This window comes from Chromobacterium sp. IRSSSOUMB001 (assembly GCF_023507765.1).
Lineage (GTDB): Bacteria > Pseudomonadota > Gammaproteobacteria > Burkholderiales > Chromobacteriaceae > Chromobacterium > Chromobacterium haemolyticum.
This window is the reverse complement of the sequence record NZ_JALCYU010000015.1, coordinates 48,805-67,897: the sequence shown is the minus strand read 5'-3', so window position 1 is coordinate 67,897 and position 19,093 is coordinate 48,805. Positions and strand designations below refer to the sequence as shown.

Annotated in this window: 18 protein-coding genes; 3 read left to right on the top strand and 15 right to left on the bottom strand. The window is 47.5% G+C overall.

The features are described 5' to 3' along the window. Positions 1 to 121 precede the first annotated feature (121 nt). The 3 genes from MOV80_RS18710 to MOV80_RS18700 all read left to right on the top strand — a co-directional run bounded on the left by MOV80_RS18710 (position 122) and on the right by MOV80_RS18700 (position 2,206). Positions 122 to 502 carry a hypothetical protein gene (locus MOV80_RS18710; protein ID WP_107731405.1) on the top strand — a complete coding sequence of 127 codons (381 nt, stop codon included), beginning with the start codon at positions 122 to 124 and terminating at the stop codon, positions 500 to 502. 17 nt (positions 503 to 519) lie between these two features. Further along, complete coding sequence (locus MOV80_RS18705) at positions 520 to 909, top strand: hypothetical protein (RefSeq protein ID WP_107731406.1); 390 nt, start codon at positions 520 to 522, stop codon at positions 907 to 909. Between the two features lie 373 nt (positions 910 to 1,282). Next, positions 1,283 to 2,206: a LysR family transcriptional regulator gene (locus MOV80_RS18700; protein WP_081575301.1), complete on the top strand. Its 924-nt coding sequence runs from the start codon at positions 1,283 to 1,285 to the stop codon at positions 2,204 to 2,206. 97 nt (positions 2,207 to 2,303) lie between these two features. On the opposite strand, the gene MOV80_RS18695 is transcribed toward MOV80_RS18700, so the two are convergent. The 15 genes from MOV80_RS18695 to MOV80_RS18625 all read right to left on the bottom strand — a co-directional run bounded on the left by MOV80_RS18695 (position 2,304) and on the right by MOV80_RS18625 (position 19,093). Beyond that, entirely contained in the window at positions 2,304 to 3,977 is a 1,674-nt protein-coding gene (locus tag MOV80_RS18695) for a hypothetical protein (protein ID WP_146176161.1), read from the bottom strand. Positions 3,978 to 4,036: 59 nt separating this feature from the next. Beyond that, a complete protein-coding gene (locus tag MOV80_RS18690) occupies positions 4,037 to 5,116 on the bottom strand; it encodes a hypothetical protein (protein ID WP_146176162.1) in 1,080 nt (359 codons plus the stop codon). Continuing rightward, positions 5,094 to 6,554 carry an ABC transporter ATP-binding protein gene (locus MOV80_RS18685; protein WP_107732985.1) on the bottom strand — a complete coding sequence of 487 codons (1,461 nt, stop codon included), beginning with the start codon at positions 6,552 to 6,554 and terminating at the stop codon, positions 5,094 to 5,096. The genes MOV80_RS18690 and MOV80_RS18685 overlap by 23 nt, the downstream gene beginning before the upstream one ends. After that, entirely contained in the window at positions 6,551 to 7,372 is an 822-nt protein-coding gene (locus MOV80_RS18680; protein WP_107732986.1) for an ABC transporter permease, read from the bottom strand. Before MOV80_RS18680 ends, MOV80_RS18685 begins: the two co-directional genes overlap by 4 nt. After that, entirely contained in the window at positions 7,369 to 8,607 is a 1,239-nt protein-coding gene (locus tag MOV80_RS18675) for a polysialyltransferase family glycosyltransferase (RefSeq protein WP_146176163.1), read from the bottom strand. The genes MOV80_RS18680 and MOV80_RS18675 overlap by 4 nt, the downstream gene beginning before the upstream one ends. Further along, positions 8,608 to 9,564 carry a myo-inositol 2-dehydrogenase gene (locus tag MOV80_RS18670; RefSeq protein WP_107732988.1) on the bottom strand — a complete coding sequence of 319 codons (957 nt, stop codon included), beginning with the start codon at positions 9,562 to 9,564 and terminating at the stop codon, positions 8,608 to 8,610. Positions 9,565 to 9,593: 29 nt separating this feature from the next. Next, positions 9,594 to 10,559: an oxidoreductase gene (locus MOV80_RS18665; protein ID WP_146176164.1), complete on the bottom strand. Its 966-nt coding sequence runs from the start codon at positions 10,557 to 10,559 to the stop codon at positions 9,594 to 9,596. Between the two features lies 1 nt (position 10,560). Then, positions 10,561 to 11,202, bottom strand: a complete 642-nt coding sequence (gene hisH, locus MOV80_RS18660) for an imidazole glycerol phosphate synthase subunit HisH (protein WP_107732989.1) — start codon at positions 11,200 to 11,202, stop codon at positions 10,561 to 10,563. 3 nt (positions 11,203 to 11,205) lie between these two features. Then, complete coding sequence (gene hisF, locus MOV80_RS18655) at positions 11,206 to 11,979, bottom strand: imidazole glycerol phosphate synthase subunit HisF (protein ID WP_107733155.1); 774 nt, start codon at positions 11,977 to 11,979, stop codon at positions 11,206 to 11,208. Positions 11,980 to 11,981: 2 nt separating this feature from the next. Continuing rightward, on the bottom strand, positions 11,982 to 13,304 hold the full coding sequence (locus MOV80_RS18650) for an N-acetyl sugar amidotransferase (protein WP_107732990.1): 1,323 nt from the start codon (positions 13,302 to 13,304) through the stop codon (positions 11,982 to 11,984). Next, a complete protein-coding gene (locus MOV80_RS18645) occupies positions 13,305 to 13,988 on the bottom strand; it encodes an acylneuraminate cytidylyltransferase family protein (protein WP_107732991.1) in 684 nt (227 codons plus the stop codon). Then, positions 13,985 to 15,040 carry a nucleotidyltransferase family protein gene (locus MOV80_RS18640; RefSeq protein WP_205422972.1) on the bottom strand — a complete coding sequence of 352 codons (1,056 nt, stop codon included), beginning with the start codon at positions 15,038 to 15,040 and terminating at the stop codon, positions 13,985 to 13,987. Before MOV80_RS18640 ends, MOV80_RS18645 begins: the two co-directional genes overlap by 4 nt. 630 nt (positions 15,041 to 15,670) lie before the next feature. Beyond that, positions 15,671 to 16,750, bottom strand: a complete 1,080-nt coding sequence (neuB, locus tag MOV80_RS18635; RefSeq protein ID WP_107732994.1) for an N-acetylneuraminate synthase — start codon at positions 16,748 to 16,750, stop codon at positions 15,671 to 15,673. Continuing rightward, entirely contained in the window at positions 16,740 to 17,909 is a 1,170-nt protein-coding gene (gene neuC, locus MOV80_RS18630) for a UDP-N-acetylglucosamine 2-epimerase (protein ID WP_107732995.1), read from the bottom strand. The genes neuB and neuC overlap by 11 nt, the downstream gene beginning before the upstream one ends. Beyond that, the gene (locus MOV80_RS18625) at positions 17,906 to 19,093 is read right to left on the bottom strand and encodes a LegC family aminotransferase (protein ID WP_107732996.1); all 1,188 of its coding nucleotides are present in this window, start codon (positions 19,091 to 19,093) and stop codon (positions 17,906 to 17,908) included. The genes neuC and MOV80_RS18625 overlap by 4 nt, the downstream gene beginning before the upstream one ends.

Sequence of the window (19,093 nt, the reverse complement as noted above, 5' to 3'; positions counted from 1 at the left end):
GCCGTGGCAGGGAGTCCTCTGGACTGCCGGTCGTTGGTCTAGTAAGCCGGTCTTGCCACCTTGTCACGTGCCTGTCCCAGCCTCGCCTGGGCAGGTTTCCAAAGCTGACATGGAGACCGTAATGACCTTTTCCACCTTTCCCCCCGCTATGCCGCCGCCCACCTGCCCCCACTGCGCAGGCCAACACTCCACGCCCGCCGCTGTGCCGGTGATGGAGCAGTTGCACCTTTGTTCCCAGCGCTTGCCCGCCGCCGCCGGCGATGTGACGCTGCTGGGCGAACTGGGCCAGCAACTCAACCATTGCTATATCGAACTGGACACCGCGCTGCTGCGCGGCGTGATGGACATGCGCGCCGCCCACACCGGGCTTTTAGCCTTGCTGACTTTGCTGGAACGACGCGACGAGCCGCTGCTGTTCAGCAGCGAAGAAGCCTTGGCCTTGCTGGAGCCGATACAGCAGCGCTTGAAACAAGGCTTGGATCACTTCAACCACCTGCTGTGATTCCGGGGAGCATTGCCATGATGAAACTGCTGATCCAGCACAACCAGGCCCTTAAGCGAGCCGCCCGTTTGATCATTGCTTATGAGATGCGCCTGGGGGTGATTTCTCTGGCGGAGAACAATCCAATCCACCCGGCCAACACCGAAGACATCCATCAGGAAATCAAGCAGGCGTTGACGGCTTTCCATTATTGGCGCAAATGGCGGGGCGAGAATGAGCCTGCCCGCGCCGTCCTGTTGCAGATGTGGGCGTCCGGGAAATGGACCAACCGCGACACCTGTGTGCGGCAGTGTTATCGCCTGGCGGGGTTCAAGAATATGGTCACCGCCCGCCAGGCGCTGGTGGGCGCGCCGCCGCCGGAACCTTTAGCCATCCAGAGGCAACGCGCCATGTGGGCGAAGCCTTAGAACCTAATACGATCTGCTGCGCTTCGTGAGACGTGACACGGTGAGTACCGCTTCGAAATGCTCATGCACCACGTGTACATTCCGCTTTCTCAGCCGTTCTCAACGCCGTATCGCCGAAGCGCAGCAGACTTTGAACAAGCTCTTAGGGCTGGAGGTCCGGTACGGCGTTGGGATCATGTCGCGGCTTGCGGGGGGAGACGGTGTATGAAGGATGTGATGGCGACCAAAACCCGGTCTCAGAGGCTTGCGTTTGAGTTTTATCGGCAAAGCCGGAGCCGCCGTTCCATGATGAAGAGCGTGGATGTTAAGCGCGCAAGTATTGAAAGTTATTTGTGTAAAATGAATTAATAAATCCAATCAGTTCCAATCCTTCATGAATATCTCTCTCCGCCACCTGCGCGCCTTCTCGGCCGTTGCCGAAGCCGAAAGCTTCACCGCCGCCGCCCGCCAGCTGTTTTTGACGCAATCCACGCTGACCAAGACCATACGCGAACTGGAGCAGGAGATTGGGCTGGCTCTGTTTGAGCGCACCACCCGCAAAGTGGCGCTCACCACTCAGGGCAACGCCTTTCTGCCGGTGGCCCGCCGGCTGCTGAACGACTTTGAACTGCTGCTGTCCGATCTGCGCGAAAAATCCGCCGGCAGCAGCGGCAGCGTCTACTTGGCCAGCGGCATGGCCTTTGCGTCCAGCGTGCTGCCGGAGGTGCTCAAACGGCTGAGAAGAGACTACCCGTGCATCCATGTGCGCCTGCTGGACGATACCAGCGGCGGCGTGGTGCGCCGCATCGAATCAGGGGAAGTGGACATCGGCATCGGCTCCTATGTGGGCGCGGCCGGAGACAAGCTGGACAAGCGCAAGCTGCTGTCCGCCCGGTTGGGGGTGATGTTTCCGCCGGGCTTCGAGCCCCCAGCGGGGCCGCTCAACTGCCAATCCTTGCGGCAATGGCCCCTGCTGCAGGACGAGAGCGACACCAGCATCATGTCCGCGTTGGAGCGCAGCCATCCCGAGCTCTGGCAGCAGGTGGCCAGCAAGATCACCGTCACCAATCTGGACATGCAGTTCTGCCTGATTCGCGCGGGGGTGGGCGCTTGCGTGCTGTCGGCACTGGCCGCCTCTCATCCATCGGCGCGGGATCTGCCCTACCGCTTGTTTGAGTCGGCCGAGCTGCAGCGGGACGTCCACGTGTTCACCCGGCGCGGCGTGCCGCTATCGCCGGCCGCTTTCACCTTTTTGCAGGTGCTGGATGAAACCTTGCCGGCTATCGACTTTCATCCCGGAGTGACATTGGCGGCGTAGCGGTAGCCTGTGCGGGCAGTTGGGAGCTAACATCGCTGATGTGGAAGCAGCCGAAGCTTCTTATCCGTGAAAGCAGGTTATTTTTAGCCTGATTTGGCTAATTAACAGCAGATAATTCGTCAAATAAATTTAAAAGACGCTCGCCTGCTTTTCCGTCAACTTGGCAAGAGTTGCTTGCTACTTTCATTTGAGCTTTTTGTAACTTGCAATAGGTCGTAGGGTCATTAAGGATGGCGTCTATAAAGGATCGGTACTCTTGTTTTGATTTTGCCTCACATATCCCCGGCTGGCCTTTGTAGTCATCGTAATTATATTGGTATGCATCATAGTTGACGACGGGTATTCCGCAAGACATTCCTAATCTGATAGTTGCAGAGGCGACGGCAATATATACGTCAGCAAGAGGCACTAAGTGTTCGATTGGCTCATTAATAATCATTGCTTGATACGTTGAAAGAATCGATGTGTTATTATATTTGATTCTGGGGTGAAGGTTAATAAGAATAGTGGTTCGCTCGTCACTTAATTCTTTTACGGTGTCAATCATGAATCGAATTAATTCTTCATGGTTGTCAAACTCGCAACCTTGTCTTTTTCCTCCGCCAAATTGATCGGGAGGTAACCCAATTAGAACTATTCTCTCCGTAAGCGAAATGTTACAACGCAATTCTAGTTCTTTACGATAATAGTCTCGTTGAGAGAGTAGTGAGAAAATCCTGTCATCGGAAAGACTGCCAGTGAAACGTATTTTGTTTCTTTTAATTCCTGCACGCATATAGTAGTCCGACATGAATTGGCTTTCCGCTGCGATTGCATCGGCATCGCTGCTATTAATCAACCAAGGGATGTCTGGAACTATATTAAAAAGCTCGCAGGCTAATATAGTAACTGGTGGTAAAATAAGGTCCCTTCCTCTGTGCTTAAGAACCCAGAATGGGAAGGCCTTTGCAAATAGTCTATTCCAGCCTTTGTTTGCATGGTAGATGCTGACGTCAAAAAAAGCTTCAGCCCACTCAAGTGTGTTCACTATGGTGAAAGGAACTATGGCAACGGGCACGTTGTTGCTATGCGCGGCATGTATTAAGTAGTGACTGTTGTAAAAAAGATTGGCTTCAGGTAGGACAACAAGATTTACTTTCTGTTGTTTTATAAATGTATCTGCGGCTTCAAAAAATTCGCACTGCTCATTGAGTCCAGTAAATAAGCCTTCAGTAAATAGTCGTATCAAACGTTGAAGAATGCAAATTTTTGTGTGCGTAAATTTTTTTGATGAAGCATCCCACTCTTGTGCGAATGAGGTGAGTAAAAATCGTTGCAACCAATTACGCTTCTTGGCGTTTAAATAGACCGTGCGTCTATTGAATGAGGGCCAGGTGAAAGATAAGAAGTTGATGATTAATGCTTTAAATACGCTGCAAGCTCCGGCCAAGAAACGAACAGTCGGCGCAATAATATAAAAACAACTACGAATGATAGGGGTAATACTTGTAGGGTGAGGAAGAAAAGGGAGAAATCGTCTCAGTCCTCTATAGATTCCTTTGTTAGGAAGCCAGCTTGACAGACCCCTATTAGGGGTAGGATGGGGGGCTTCTGAGGTACTGTGTCCATATAAATAGTCTTCTTTTGATAGGAAGCGTCCTTGGGACCAAAGATAGGTATCATGAGAGGCATACTGGCAATTTTCATGATTTTGATCAAATACAGCGGATGGGTAGTAAACCAATACTGGTTGATATCGAGATGAAGATCTAAGTAGATCAGCGACCTCCATTAAAACTCGTAGATGGGTAGGGATTGTTACAAACAGAAATACTCTTGGAGTGTTGGTCACTAGCATGTACCTACTAAAGAGTCTGAACTGTTTAGGTTAATAAAGAATTCAGCGAGACGGCTAGTTCCAAGATCTGTCAAGTGGCAGATGTCTGAAAACAGAGTCTCGGATTGATTTAGTTGGTCAAAAAAAGAGTTGGCATCATGAAAAGCAATTCCATTTTTTTTACACAAGCTTTCAATGGATGACACAATTTTCTTGTAAATGGCAGGGTTTGCATACATGTTAATGGCTGGTATGCGTAACAAATCTGCAGAAATACATTCATGCTCTATTTGTGATGGCTTTTTGGTTGTCCATCCTAAAACGGGTTGTATCACAAAATGAACATCCATTTGGGTGGCTGATTTAATCCAGCCCCAAGTTTGTAAAACATTTTCAAAACAAGAAATGGCATATTCCAAGTTTGAATTAAACTTATCATGAGTTGGCGTTTCTATCGCAGTACCTTTTTCAATGCGTCGTTTGAATATTTTTTGAAGCCATTGTGTTTTATGATAGCGATCTTCAGCCCAGTCAAGAAAAGCTTGTTTTGCTTTTGCTGTATCACTATCTAGTATTGCAATACGGTTATAATGTTGTTTGTAGAATGTTTCTATACAATGCACAGCTCCAATCCCGCCAACCCAAAAATCTTCCGGTTGGGTCGCGAGCGAAACATCGCATACGCCTGTTAGAATAACTATTTTGTCAATGCAGGGAAGTAAATGCTTATGCGCAAGGTAGACTGAGAGCTCTTGTTGTACCGTTGCACCCCGTACACTAAGGCTAATGCAAGGTACGTCCTTTTGATTTAAATAATGTCCTAAAGTTTTGTTGTCCGCTGTTAATGAAACACCAAAGGCAGTGCTGTTACCTAAGAGTAAAGTACACTTGTCGTAGGTGTCCCGGGCTGTTTTAAGATCAATTAATTTTTTATCAAAGTCATATTGATAACGGAAACCAAAATCATCAATATTTAAAGACTTTGAGTGATAGCCTGGTTGCGCAACCGATACTGCATAAGGTGAGTATAAATTGGGCTGAGCAGAATAGTCACCGTGCCAGGGGAAGTGCTTATAACGAGGATGTTGAGACATCAGCAGGCTCTGTTGATTTCTTTACTGACCATGATAGACGTGGCCGAATAGGGTAATCAGGCCACTCACGAATCCAGTCTCCCCTGATAGAAGATGAGCTTAGATTATCAGTAATGGAGAATGAAACAGCATCAGGAACTGCAATGTAGTTTTCACTTGTAGGATTTGTGCAAATTACAACTTCAATACGGAAGGTTCCTTCATTTAGAAAATTTCTCTTGATCAAACATTCCTCAATGTATCTGCCTGCTGTTCTTTTTTGAATGCTTTTTGGAATGTCAAGATTGTCCATTGATACAAATAAGCGTTGCCCGGTTAACGTAGTCAAATAAATGTGAACATTCAACTCCACATTTGGAGTGTATACATCAAACTGAACTTCTACCTTTATATCTTCTGATACGTCAAATTGTTGAGATACATCATTTGACGATTTTAAGACAGCTACTCTTCTTAGAACAACACTGTTGTTTGCCATATGAGGAGCTATTTCCCCACTCCATAGGCGCTCAGCACAGGCACCACCATCAAAAATATAGTCAGAGATGGCTTGCTTTACAGATCGAAGACCATTTGCATTTGAATCGATAGTGGTTTCTGGTTGTTCAGTAATTAAGTTGTCTTCACTATTTGATGAAGTGGTTACGACTTGCCCATGAGACAATTCAAGTGCCTTGGTACATAGTGATGAAATAGCATTCATGTCATGGCTTACGAATAGCAGTGTTCGGCCTTTGCCTGAGACTTCTAGCATTTTGTTAAGGCATTTTTTTTGGAAGCCGGCATCACCAACGGCTAAAACCTCATCAACAATTAATATTTCAGATTCTAGATGCGCTGCAACCGAGAAAGCGAGACGCATGTACATGCCAGAAGAATAGCGCTTGATCGGAGTATCTATTTGTGGTCCAAGTTCAGAAAATTCAACAATTTCATCAAAGACTTGGTTTATGGCTTTTGAGGACATTCCATTGATTTTGGCATTAAGAATAATGTTCTCGCGGCCAGACAAATCAGGATGAAAACCAGTTCCCACTTCTAACAAGCTGACAAGACGGCCTCGATAATGGAATTGGCCTAGCGAGGGTGTGGTGATCCGAGATAAAATTTTTAATAAAGTGCTCTTGCCGGATCCATTTTTGCCGACTATCCCTACTCGTTCTCCTTCTTTTATCTCGAAGGAAACGTCTCGTAATGCCCAAAAATGCCCTTCTGGGCAACCAATTTGTTGTTCTGGTGTTAAGACAAGATGAGAATTTTGGGTATTCGTATCATCATGTAGAATAATATCGGTAAGAGGGGGGGCTCCATTAAATCGGCGAGTAAACGAAGCCAATTTTTGTTCAATAATTTGATATACACTGTCAAAGGCCGGAGTGACAGCAGTACCCATTCGGTACTGTTTTGATAAGTTTTCAACTCGAATCGCCCAAGTCATAATACGTCCACCATGTTTTGACTTTTTCTCATGAATACGTAAGCGCCAGCAGCAAGAACTATAGTGGAAAAAAGTAACGCATATATGACCAAGGGCCAACTTGGGCCGTGCCCATTTAGCAATGAGCGATAGGTGTTGATTATAATTGCAAAGGGGTTTATTTTAAAAAGCCAAAGGGCCCAGCTGGGAGCGACGGAAACTGGATACATGATAGGGTTTGCAAAATAATAGAGCTGAATAATTAATGGAATAATATGCTTGACGTCTCTATAGCGAGCATTGAAGGGGGCGAGTAATAATCCAAGCCCCAGCGCCCACGCCATTTGAATGAAAAGTAGTAGTGGAGTAACCAAAATAAATTCAATATTTAGTAGTGAAAAATGTAGAGCAAAAGCCATAACTACTAAATACCCAACCAAAAAATCTACGGTGCCGTTTATGACATAGGAGGCACCAATAACCAATCTTGGGAAATATATTTTACTAATAAGGCTAGAGTGTGCCTCTAATGAGGAAATTGTCTGATTAAGTACTGCTATAAAGGCATACCACGGGATAATTGCAACCAAATAAAACATTAAATACGGCAAGTCGTCAGAGGGAACTTTGATCATCAGGCCAAATACAAAGGTCATAACCCCTACAGTAATTAGTGGAGTTAAGACTACCCAGAGTGGACCAAATATGGTCTGAAAATATTTGACTTTTAGATCTCTGGAGGAAAATGCCCAGATTAATCCACGGTATTTCCAAAGATCAATAAGCAAACCTTTTGCTGAAATGGGTTCATCGGCTTTGATTGTAGTTATGCGATTCACGGTTCCATCTCCATGACTTTTCTAAACTGAGGGCAACGTGTTGAAGCAAAATCTAGCTGCTGTAAGTAAAGCTCATTGCTTTCTAAAACCCAGCTTTGGTTTTTCTTAGGGAAAAACTTATTGATTAACTTTCTATTTAATACGTGTGTTACTTGAAAGCCATAAAGATATGACAGTGAGACGGAGGAATAAGAGAGAGACAAAACTTGATTCCCTTTGATTAGTGACGGCATTAACTCAATTGGCCACTCGTCGGCACTAATCTCAATGATTTCGAAATTTGAGGAGAGTGCTTTTGTAATGCGAGTAATCTTGTCTTGCTGTGAGACGGGGTGCGCTTTCAGAAAAATCCTGCCGCCGGCTGGCACATATTGATCCGCTATCTCTATATATAGCCGTATCTCCTGATCTTCAGAGGTTAGACGCGATTCAGAGTAAGAGCCGAGCAGCATAACAAAAATGGGAGGCTGGTTAAGAGTAGTAATTGCCTTGTTTTTGTTATCCAGATGCCTCTCCGCAGCTTGTGAGAGAGTTCTTAGCGCCAGGAATAAAGAGGCATCGTCAACCAGCACTAAGTTTTTGCCCGCTAAAAAATCTCCTCCTGGATCACAGGGTAAAATAGGAACTACGTAACAGGCGTCAAGGCGGCAGTCTTTTCGTGGTAATGTCCAGTTTCTCTTAAGTCTAAATAGTAGGTTGCGAACTGTTGTCGCAGGCTGGCTAATTGCATGAATGATATTGCCTAAAGGGTAGGTCAATTCAGTAAAGTAGTCATTGCTATAGACAACGCCAAGGGCGTCACCAAAGCAAATTCGTTTTGCAGCGAGGAAAGCCTGCATTGCAGATTGAGCAATGAAGTCTGCGCTAATGTCGTGGGCGTAATAGATTGCATCAATTTTTGCTTCGCTGAATTTGTGACGAAGATAACTTGCTTTATCTAAGACCTTTGCATTATGTGATAGGTGGACCCGAACTTCATTCGGATCTGGAAATGAAAGTGTAGCCCAAGGAAAGCCGCCTAGTAATATATGGAATATCTCTAGCCTTTTTTTATAGGTAGAATAGGAGGTGGTTTCTGGGCTCCAAACCAAGACATGTAAAGGAGCTGTCTGCAGCATCCCATGGTGGCGTCTAAAGCTAAGAACCGCAGCCAGGGCAGGCAGGAGTTGCTGGGGATAATAAATACAAAGCAACGAGGCTGCGAGTTCGCTCTGTACATTAGTCTTGGTTTGCAATTACTTCATATCCCCACGAATACGGAGATACCAGTCGAGAGCATTGATCTGCTCCGAAATGGTCGGTAGCACAGTCGAGTCACCCGCTAGAAAGGCCTGCACTTGCTTATACAGTCCAGGTTTAAATTCCTTGTCTAGTCTGTCATCAATATCAACCATCTCTATGGCAACGCTGCCAATCTTTTGTATCTGTAGTTTTTCAAGTGGGCGGAAGAGCAAACGGTGTGCGGATGTCAATACCTCAAGCCCCCAACGTCCTGGGGCCGCCCAATTTGCTTGGTATGAAAAGAGGGCTCCGTGTTCAGATTTACCGGCACCAGAAAAAGAGCTTGCGGCGGGATGCCAGTCTAAGCTTCCCTGAACAAAGGAGGACATTTCACGTGGGAATCCACCAAGATGAAATGCGAGGTCGATCACATGTGTTGAGTTAGATAGAAGCCATTGCTCTTTAACACCCTCTTCCTTCTCTACTGCGGAGATGACATGTCCCCACTCAGTGAATTCGAAATTAAAAGACGTTACTCCTCCATCATTCGCAATAACTCGCTTTGCCGCTTCGACTGATGCATAGAAACGTCGATTGTATCCAATATATACCGTGGCTTGTTGTTTGATTGCGGTGGCATGTACTGACCGAATGTCTTCAGCATCGAACCCCCCGGGTTTTTCAACTAGCAGATTGCGGACTCCACGCATCATCAACAATTTCGTAGCCGTACCAATCCCTTTTTCCCCAACAGCAATAATTGCCTGTGTGGGGAGGGGGCTATTTGTATCTGCTAGCCAAACTTCAAGCCCTCTTGTGTCTACGGGAAGCCCTGTTTCTGCTGTGAATTTCTTGGCAGATATTTCACCACGCCCAATCACAATAGGTGAAACTCCCAGCGACTTGAGCACCTTGGCGTATTCGATAGCCATTGGGCCAGCGCCAACGAGTAAGACATTTGTATTGCTCATTTCTTCCCCTGCTTTTAAGAGTGCAACTGTTAAGTAAACGGATATCCGCAAGAGTTGGGTCTATGCGTGCGAATCAGTTCTAACAAGGGGTCGAGTAAGCGTAGATGCGTTTTTGCTGATCCTATATATGTTGTTAGGCCGCAATCGCCCGAGCTTAGCAATGATTCGATTACTGTAGTAGTAATCTGGCTCTGATAGGGAATATTTGCGGTACGTTCTGCCCATTCCCAGTTGGAGTGTATGTCCGAGTGCCAGAGTTTACCTTCGGACTCTCTCACCAGGTAGCGTTGGTTTTCGGTGAAAATTTCGACCATAACAGGGGCTGAGCCGGTAGGGTAGCAGGTCATTTCACACCGTGAGCCATCGGCAAAACGTGCAACCAATGTGCCATTCAATTCGAGGAAACCGGCGCGCTTGCTTGGAATCGGTTTGACGTCCAGGTCGCTTGTATCAAGCACGAAATCCGTGCAATTCGATAAGTGAACTACATGGTCGATGTAGTGAATTGCATTGGTAACAAGTCCAAATTGGCTGCCAGTTACTCGATATAGCAAGGGGCCGGGGGATAGTTCCTGTCGGAGTTGCTCATAGACCGGCATGACCCGCATTGGACAGTTAACCCATGCTTTCACTCCCGTCTTGGAAAAAAGATTCTCCGCATGAGAGTAGTCCTGCCGATTATTAAAAAGAAGCTTCTCTAGAATCATGAACCGAGTCTTAGAGGCTGCGAAAAGCTCATCGAGCGCTTGGCGGCGAACATCAGAGTTAGTAGCAACAATTGCGACATCAGTGGTATCCCGATCGGCTAAGCTTGTCGAGAATGCAATTCTATGCTCTATCTCAGATGGAACTGCTTCATAGCGTTCTTTTGCAACTTTAAGAGAGGTCTCTGATGGATCTATTACCTGGATGTCCAGAGGGAATTTAACCGATTTTAGGGCCTGTAAATGTCGGCTACCTAACTGACCTGCTCCTACTACCTTTATTTTAAACATGTCAAATCTCTAAAAAGCCGCGAATTATATTTAAACCTACCAACCCACTTTTTTCTGGGTGAAATTGACATCCATATATGTTCCCCTTGGCTACCGTAGCACATATGTTAACACTGCCATACTTTGTGTCTGCAAGGCGGTATTTGGGATTATCTGGCACCGCCATGAACGAATGGACGAAATAACAAGAGTCACCTATGTCCAGTCTATTCAAAATGGTATTGTCCCAAGAGGCTTCTTCTGCTGATTGTAGTACCCCCCAGCCGATATGAGGGACTTTTAAATGCTTGCCTTCAATAACCTGAGAGTGAATTGGATGGATTTTCCCTTCTATAATATTTAAGCCGGCATGTATGCCAAATTCTGTACTTTCAGAAAATAGCATTTGCATTCCAAGGCAAATACCAAGCATAGGTCTTCCGCTAGCAGCATACTCCTGTAACGGGTCAATCAGACTACGCTGGCGAAGGCCATCCATACCGTTTGAAAAAGCACCTACACCAGGCAAGACAAGGCTGGACGCTTCTAAGATGTCACGAGGATTGTCCGTGAGCAAGACCTCGGCACCACAATGCTGAAAGGCTCGAGTAACGCTAAAGATATTTCCAATGCCATAATCGACAATTGTCACCCGCTTGGGCATAAGTTAAGGCCTTTCTCTCAGGATGCGTACAGGTAAATCCTGACTGCGAGCGGAGCTTCGAATTTCATGAAGAGGTATACGGTTGTAGTGAAGAACATCCGCTATTGCCACTGCATTGGCATGCCCTTTATGGCAGACTTCTAATAAATGATCAATTGAGCCCATCCCTCCACTAGCAATTACAGGTATGGGGCAGCTGTCCGCAACGGCTTTGACCAATGCAATATCAAATCCTCTTCTTGTTCCTTCTTTATCTACAGAGGTTAGTAAAATTTCACCTGCTCCTAAGGAGGCGGCCTTCTGTGCCCATTCAACGACATCTAGCCCAGTCCTCTCCCTTCCATTATCGGTAAAGACCTCCCAACGGTTGGGAGCAATCTGTTTTGCTTCAATGGATACCACCATACATTGGGAGCCAAATGTTTTTGAAACCTCGGAAATAAGATCCGGACGAGATACCGCGGCTGTATTAATGGCAACCTTGTCAGCTCCGGCTCTTAATAACTCACGAACATCCTCCACTGAGCGAATTCCACCTCCAACAGTCAGTGGGATAAAAATATCTTGTGCTGTACGGCTGATAAGTTCCTTGAGGCTATTTCTTCCATAAAGGCTGGCCACGATGTCCATATAAATCAGCTCATCCGCACCTTGCTCGTAGTAGCGACGAGCGAACTCTTGTGGGTCGCCGAGTACTCGTAAGCCCTCGAGGTGAATGCCTTTAATCAGATTCGGCCCTTTAATATCAAGGCGGGGGATTAGTCTAATACTTGTCATTCTCATACACCGTGGTGCCAGACTTGCCGACGTAGTTTCCATTCTCCATTGTCAAACATCCACAGGTGTGGCGAGCGGAATGTGTTGGCAAGGTGCATAAAGTACTCATGGTCCATAATTGGCTGTTCAAACATTTTGGAAGCCTCGGGAAACTCTCTTTCCGGGATGCTCAAGTACTGGAAAATTTCGTCAGCAAAGCGCTCAGGAAACTCACCATCGAAGCGCTTGGCCAGAGCGACGCCTTCATCGCGAGTGATGTCTCCAGAACGGATTTCTTGAGCTGCGTCATAAGTGGCGCGTCCAATACCAAACTTGATGTAAGTGGTATAGTAGTGAAAATCGTCTATGCGGTCATCAATACTATTATATTTGCTATAAGTGCCGGGCGTACGCTCCGGGGAGGCCTGAAAGCCACCATGCTCAACGGAGTAGTAATAGCAACTCTGTGGGTGCCACTTGAGGTAGTAGCCCAAGTAGTGAACTTCAACTTTCTGTTGTTCTATATGTTCAGGGTTGGCTGGCAGGTAGGGTTGAAGCTCGTACTCTTCTACCCCAAAATGCTCTTTGAGATCCGATAGTGATGTGCCGCCTAGGTAAATCTTTGATTTGTCGGATGCTGTGAAATAGGACCAGTCTCGTTTGGCAGATTGTGTGTCAGCAATTGGATTTCCGTATTCAGCCTCGTTCTCTCCATAAAAAACCAGCGGAATTTTATGTAATAGGGCCATTTTGGGAGCCAAAGCCTTCTGGCCAAACATAAACGGCTGGAATGGGTGGAATAGATTCTCAACGGCGAGACGCGTGATCAGGCGATGTATGCGGCCATTGGGTGTGCATAGGAAGTTATCAAAGCCGGCATGAATCCAGCTTTGGAAATTTTTCCAGCCCCATTCCGTGTAGATATGGGGGGCCCATGTTACTGTCAATGGGTGCATCCCATATTTTGTTCTCAGCATGTGGGCAGCATAGAAGCTGTCTTTGCCGCCTGAGCCCGGAACGATACAGTCGTAACTCCCATCCTTGCTGCGATGACGGTCGCAAAGTTCTCGTAGAGCCCGTTCACGCTCGCTCCAGTCTATTGTTTGATGTTTTTGTTCTGCCATACGGCAGGCATCGCAGATGCCATGTTCATCAAAGTGAATTGTGGTTTTCTTGCTATCCTTGGTATGGCCATATTCCACCGCCGAGTTTGGTCGTTGGTTGGAAATTACACATTTTTTGCAAAATGTAATATCGTGGGGTAGTCCATAGCGAGTTTCATGCGAATTAATGTCTTTTTTGAATGGCTCGATGTCGAACTCACGGCGTTGCGGGTAACGAAACATTTATTGGTTCTCCAAAATAACTTTAAGTTGCTGAAAATCTGATTCTGTATCTAAATCAATGGAGTGTTCTGCAGACATCTCATAGGCGATGGTGTCGTGAGCAATGAACTTCCTATGCTGTTTGAGCCAATCGGTGCGTGCAAGATAGATTGCGCCATTAAGTGTATGGACTGTGGGTAGGTCTTGTCTTCGTGTTGGTTGTGCCTCAGGCAATAAAGGCAGTAGTTGTTTATCCTTATTTAAAGTAAACATCCAGTATGGGCTTTCTTTTACTTCGCAAACGGATACACAAGATGGGGCATTGAGTCGTATGCAATGTTGTATGGCATTGTCGATATCCTCTGCAGTGCGCAAGGGGGAAGTCGGTTGCAAAAGTAGCACCCAATCATAGCCAGAGCAGCGTGTAATCGCATCAAGTACTACCTCAATGGTTGCGGTATCATCTAATGCTAGAGCCGTATCACGAATAAATGGAACCTCACACCCATACTGTAAAGCTGTGTTAATGATTTTGGAGTCATCGGAGGAAAGTATTACTCGATCGACGAAGCGTGCCCCCTTTGCGGCTTCAATGCTCCAAGCAATTAGTGGTTTGCCTCCGACTAAGCGGATATTTTTTCCCGGCACACCTTTAGAACCTCCGCGTGCGGGGATAACCGCTAATACAGATTGCCCAGAAATCATTGACGTCTTCCTTGCTGCTCCCATTCTGATTGCGCACGCTCAAGCTCTTCTCGACGGCCTACATCTAACCAGTATTCACGCAGTGGGTAGGCCGATGTGGCTTGATTATCAGCCCGTAGTCTTTCGAAAAGTGTGGGCATGTCGAAGAATGTATCATCCGGAATATGATTAAGTGTTTCTGGGGCGAGTGTGTAGATGCCAGCATTCACAAAAAAACGGTGAACAGGCTTTTCATCAATAGAGGTTATGCTGGTTCCATCAATATTGACAACTCCATAAGGCACTTGAAAATCGTACTCGCGCACGGCCATGGTTGCCATGGCGCTATGTTCCTCATGAAACTTAAGCATCTGGTCGAATCGAAGTCGTGTTAGCAAATCGCCATTCATGACAATGAGCGGATACTCGGGGCGCTCTGGCAATAATGATAATGCACCTGCTGTACCTAGACGTTTATTCTCGTGTAGATAGCGAATGTTGGCTCCATGCCGATGGCCATCACCAAAATATTCTTGGATTGATTCTGCTAGGTAGTTGACCGATAGATAAAACTGATGAAACCCTTGCTCCACAAAACTTTCTAGGATGTTTTCTAAAATTGGTTTGCCGCCTACGCGCAACATGGGCTTAGGACAGTTCTCAGTTAACGGAAGGAGTCGTGTGCCCAAGCCTCCTGCCATTAAGACCACCCAATTAGGGCGTTCGATCATGCCCGTCAACGCATCCAGAGTAACTAAGTCAACAACGCATTGGCTGTCATCTAAAAGAGGAATGTGATGCAAAACCTTGCGTCGCATCAACATCAATAGCTCATTTGGAGCGGTAGAGGCATGGGCTGTGATGGGATTGCGGTTCATGACTTCTGCTACTGGAGTAGTCATATCGCAGCTTCGCAAAATTGCCCGCCTAATATCTCCATCACTAATTAGCCCGGCTAGGCGTCCGTCTTCGTGGAGCACCACAGCTAGCTGCAGGCCGGAGCTATCGATGCGAGTTATGGCATCGCGCAACGTTGCTTGTTGACCAACAATCACACTTCGAAAGTTTTTCAAACGCAACCTCTCTTCACGGCAGGATTTCCCATCATCAGAGTTCCTTTTTCTACATCGCGCGTTACGATTGCTCCAGCCCCTACAATGGAGCCAGCGCCAATCACTATTCCTGGTAGTACAACAGCGCCAGCCCCAATGTATGCTTGTTTCTCTACTCGCACGCCACCGCAAAGGATTGTGCCGGGTCCTATAAAGGCATGGTCCCCGACCTCACAGTCATGGTCGATTCTAGCTCCCGTATTTATCAGGGTATTAATCCCAATGCGGGTGGAGCATTGAAGTATGGTACCAGCCATTACTTGCGCACCTTCAAGTAGTATGACCTCCCGACCGATCACTGTTGTTGAATGTACTACCGTGGCGAAAGTGAAGCCATGTTGTTTGGCGTGATCGTAAACGTTTTTCCGTAACATGGATCGTGGCTGGGAGCCAACTCCGTTTACTAACATAAATTCGGAAGTGGAGGTGCCCATCAGCCAGTTCTCATCGCCCACTACAGGGACCCCATAAATATGTTGTCCAATAGCGATGAATGGGTCCAAAACGACGCTTACGTGATGTCCCATGCTCTCAAGGGTGTCTAGTAACACTCGGGCATGGCCCCCTCCCGCCAACATAGCTAGCTTACTTTCAGCCATCAATGAGCTCATCAGTTATGTAGTCGCGAGTAGCGGGCGTGCCTTGTAGTTCCCAGTAGCGATATGGACTGCAACCATTTCCTGGTCGCTTGCAGGAGAGATCTAGGAGTTGAGATCTTTGCGTCGACCGAGCGGCTACTAGGCTTTTCCGAGCAATAGGTCTATTCCCCCATTCGCTGAGGGTGGGGCGCTTGATTCCGTCCCCAAGACAGGTCTCGACTTCGCGAATGGCGTTAATCATATCGCAAAGTTCCGATGGTTCCAGTGAGGCACGATGATCCGGTCCCGGCAGATTGCGATCCAGAGTGAAATGCTTCTCAATAATGGTGGCGCCGCGGGCAACGGCAGCAATGGGGATGTGAATTCCTTTTGTATGATCGGAGTAGCCGGTACGTAATCCGAATGCCTGTGCCATTGTGTCCATTGCTCTTAGGTTGACCTCAAGCGCTGGTGCAGGGTATTCGGTTGTGCAATGCAATACCGATACGCGCTGCTGTAAGGCGGCTTGCCCTAATTTTGAGGCATAAGCCTCTTCAAAAGCTGTAAGAGAAGGGGCGGTATCTGCGGGAGCGGTAAAGCCAAAGGCTAACACGCCGAGTGCGGCTTCCACCTCGCTGAGTGTGGACATGCCTGTAGACAAGATGACCTGACGGGCTGACCTGGCTATTTCCAGTAGAAAGGGCGCATTTGTGATGTCTCCGGAAGAAACCTTGATGATCTCCAGTCCAAAGCGCCCAGTGAGTAAGGCGAGGCTTTCGCTGTCAAATGGTGTAGACATGAAGGCGATTCCTCGGTTATGGCAATGGGCAATTAGATGTTCGTGCTCCTGCTCACCCAGTTCGAGCTTTCGGATCATGTCGAGCTGGCTTTCCTCTGGGTCGGTCGCCCGCTTTTGGTAAGCCGCCTTTGATGCATGTTTCGCCACTAGCGAACTTGCCTTAAAGGTCTGGAATTTCACCGCATCCGCACCAGCTTTTGCAGCAGAGTCAATTAACTGCAGTGCCAGATCAAGTGAACCGTTGTGGTTCACCCCGGCTTCTGCGATGACGAAAGTAGTCGATTCAGTAGTCATGCGCAATATCAAAGAATGGTTTTTGGATATCCGGTAATGCGGATTTTAGCTGCTGTAGGATGGCAGAGCTCGCGTCACCACAGCCATATAGTGATTGTGTCTGCAACAATTGAGTTTGGAAGCCTGTCGATAGTGAGTGACGAATTGCTGCGGCAATTTGAGCATGCTGTTCCGTAACATCGATAATCGAACTTGCTTTTAAGCGTCCTTTTTGTCGGTCACCGATATTGACGGTAGCCTTCCTAAGCGCGGGTGCTTCCGTGAGGCCGCTTGATGAGTTGCCAACAATAACATCGGCTTGTTGCATCAAGCTAAGGTAACAAAGTTGTCCCAGCGAAACAAAGCCTCTCGTCCGTGCGGGGCGCTCGGCTACAAAATGCTCTACGGCTTGGCGTAAGGCACGCCCCCCAGTATCCGCATTTGGGTAGGTGAATACGATAGTTGCTTCTTCGAATTCTCGCAGCGCAGTTAGCAACTCTCCCATGGCTGCTTCTGGCGAGCGTTCCCCCAATGTGACCGGATGGTAGGTGACTAATATTAGAGGGGCAAGCAGGCTCATGTCGAGCTTTTGTTCTAGTTCCGGGCGAGTTAGTAATTTTGAGCGCTTGAGATGGTCCAAGCCTGGCGCGCCTACATTGAATACCCGCTGGGGTGCCTCGCCGAGCTGTATGACGCGTTGACGATATGGTTCTGCCGCAACAAAATGCAAGTGCGCCATTTTGCTGATTGCATGGCGGATTCCCTCATCGTAAGCCCCTTCAGTCGTTTCTCCTCCATGGATGTGGGCTATGGGGATGCGTGCCAACATGGCCGCCTGAGCAGCGGCGAGCATCTCAAAACGGTCACCTAGAATAACCACGATATCAGGTTTGAGATTGTTTAGCGTATCGGCAAATCCGATGATACCAAGTCCTAGTGACTTCGTTACGGCAACCGGCGTATCCGCGGATAGCAACATCTCAACCTTGGCATCAATGGAGAAACCATCAATCTCAATCTGTCGATACGTAAGGCCAAATTCTGGTGATAGGTGCATTCCTGTGGCAATGACCTGGAGTTGAAGGGCTTGGTCGGCTGAGATATCTTTAAGCAGCCAATAGAGCAAGCCATATTCAGCTCGCGAACCGGTTATTACGCAGATCTTACGGTGCGAATTCATCGGCTTAACTCTGCGAGATAGGCGCTGCTAGGAATGTTTATGAGACTGGCCTCTAGTTTTTCGGCAGTAGGTAGCTCGGCCCGGGGGCAGCTGGCATACATCGGAAGCTTATGTAGCAGAGTCCATGCGGGGCGACATTGAAACCCTGCGTCGTTGGCAGTGCTTAGCAAGATGTCGCGTGCACTCATGCTTGGATCGATTAAGCGAACGGCATTGAGCCAGTAGTTACTGTGACAGTCCTTTGGCTCTTCGACAAAATGTAGGCCATGTGCTGACTGGAAAACTTCGCGGTAACGTTCTGTTAGTTGACGTTTGCGTGCCAGAGTATCTTCAAGGCGTTCAAGCTGTGCGCATCCTAGCGCTGCATTGAGATTTGGCAGGCGATAATTGTAGGCGATCTCATCATGAAAGAATTCCCAGCGGTGTGGACGCTTAGCTGTTGTGGTGAGGTACTTGGCTTTGCGGGCCAATTCTGAATCGTTGGTTAGAATTGCCCCGCCTCCGCCGGTAGTGATTACTTTGTTTCCATTGAAACTCAGTATGCCTAAATGTCCGAATGTTCCGGTGTGACGACCTTGGTAGTAGCTTCCTAGCGATTCAGCTGCATCCTCTATTACAGGTAGTCCAAAGCGGCCGGCTACCTCAAGTAGCTCAGTGATTTCAACGGGATGGCCAAAGGTATGCATTGGTACAATCCCTGCTATGCGCCTGCCTGTCAACGTATTTCGTAGTCCCCCCGCGGCTCGTTCAGTCGTTTGCTTAAGATGCTTTTCTAGTGCTTCAGGGTCGAGGCCTAATGTTCTTTCTGTGCTGTCAACAAAGTGGGGTATCGCGCCACAATGAGCAACCGCATTGGCGGTGGCAACAAATGATAGCGATGGAATAATCACTTCGTCGCCTGGTCCAATGCCCATTAATAAGAGAGCTATATGCTGTGCTGCGGTTCCGTTTACAACGGCCACCGCATGCTTTGCTTCGGTATATGTTGCTAAGCAGCGCTCAAACTCATCAACATATTTTCCTATGGAAGATACCCAGCCTGTGTCAATGCATTCTTTGACATATTTCCATTCATTGCCGGCAAACTCGGGCTCGTGGAGGGAAAACCCCTTTTCAGGAGCTCCCAATACCTGCTGAAGTACTGAAACAAAGGTTGATGCGAGGGGAAGAGGAGTATTATCCAT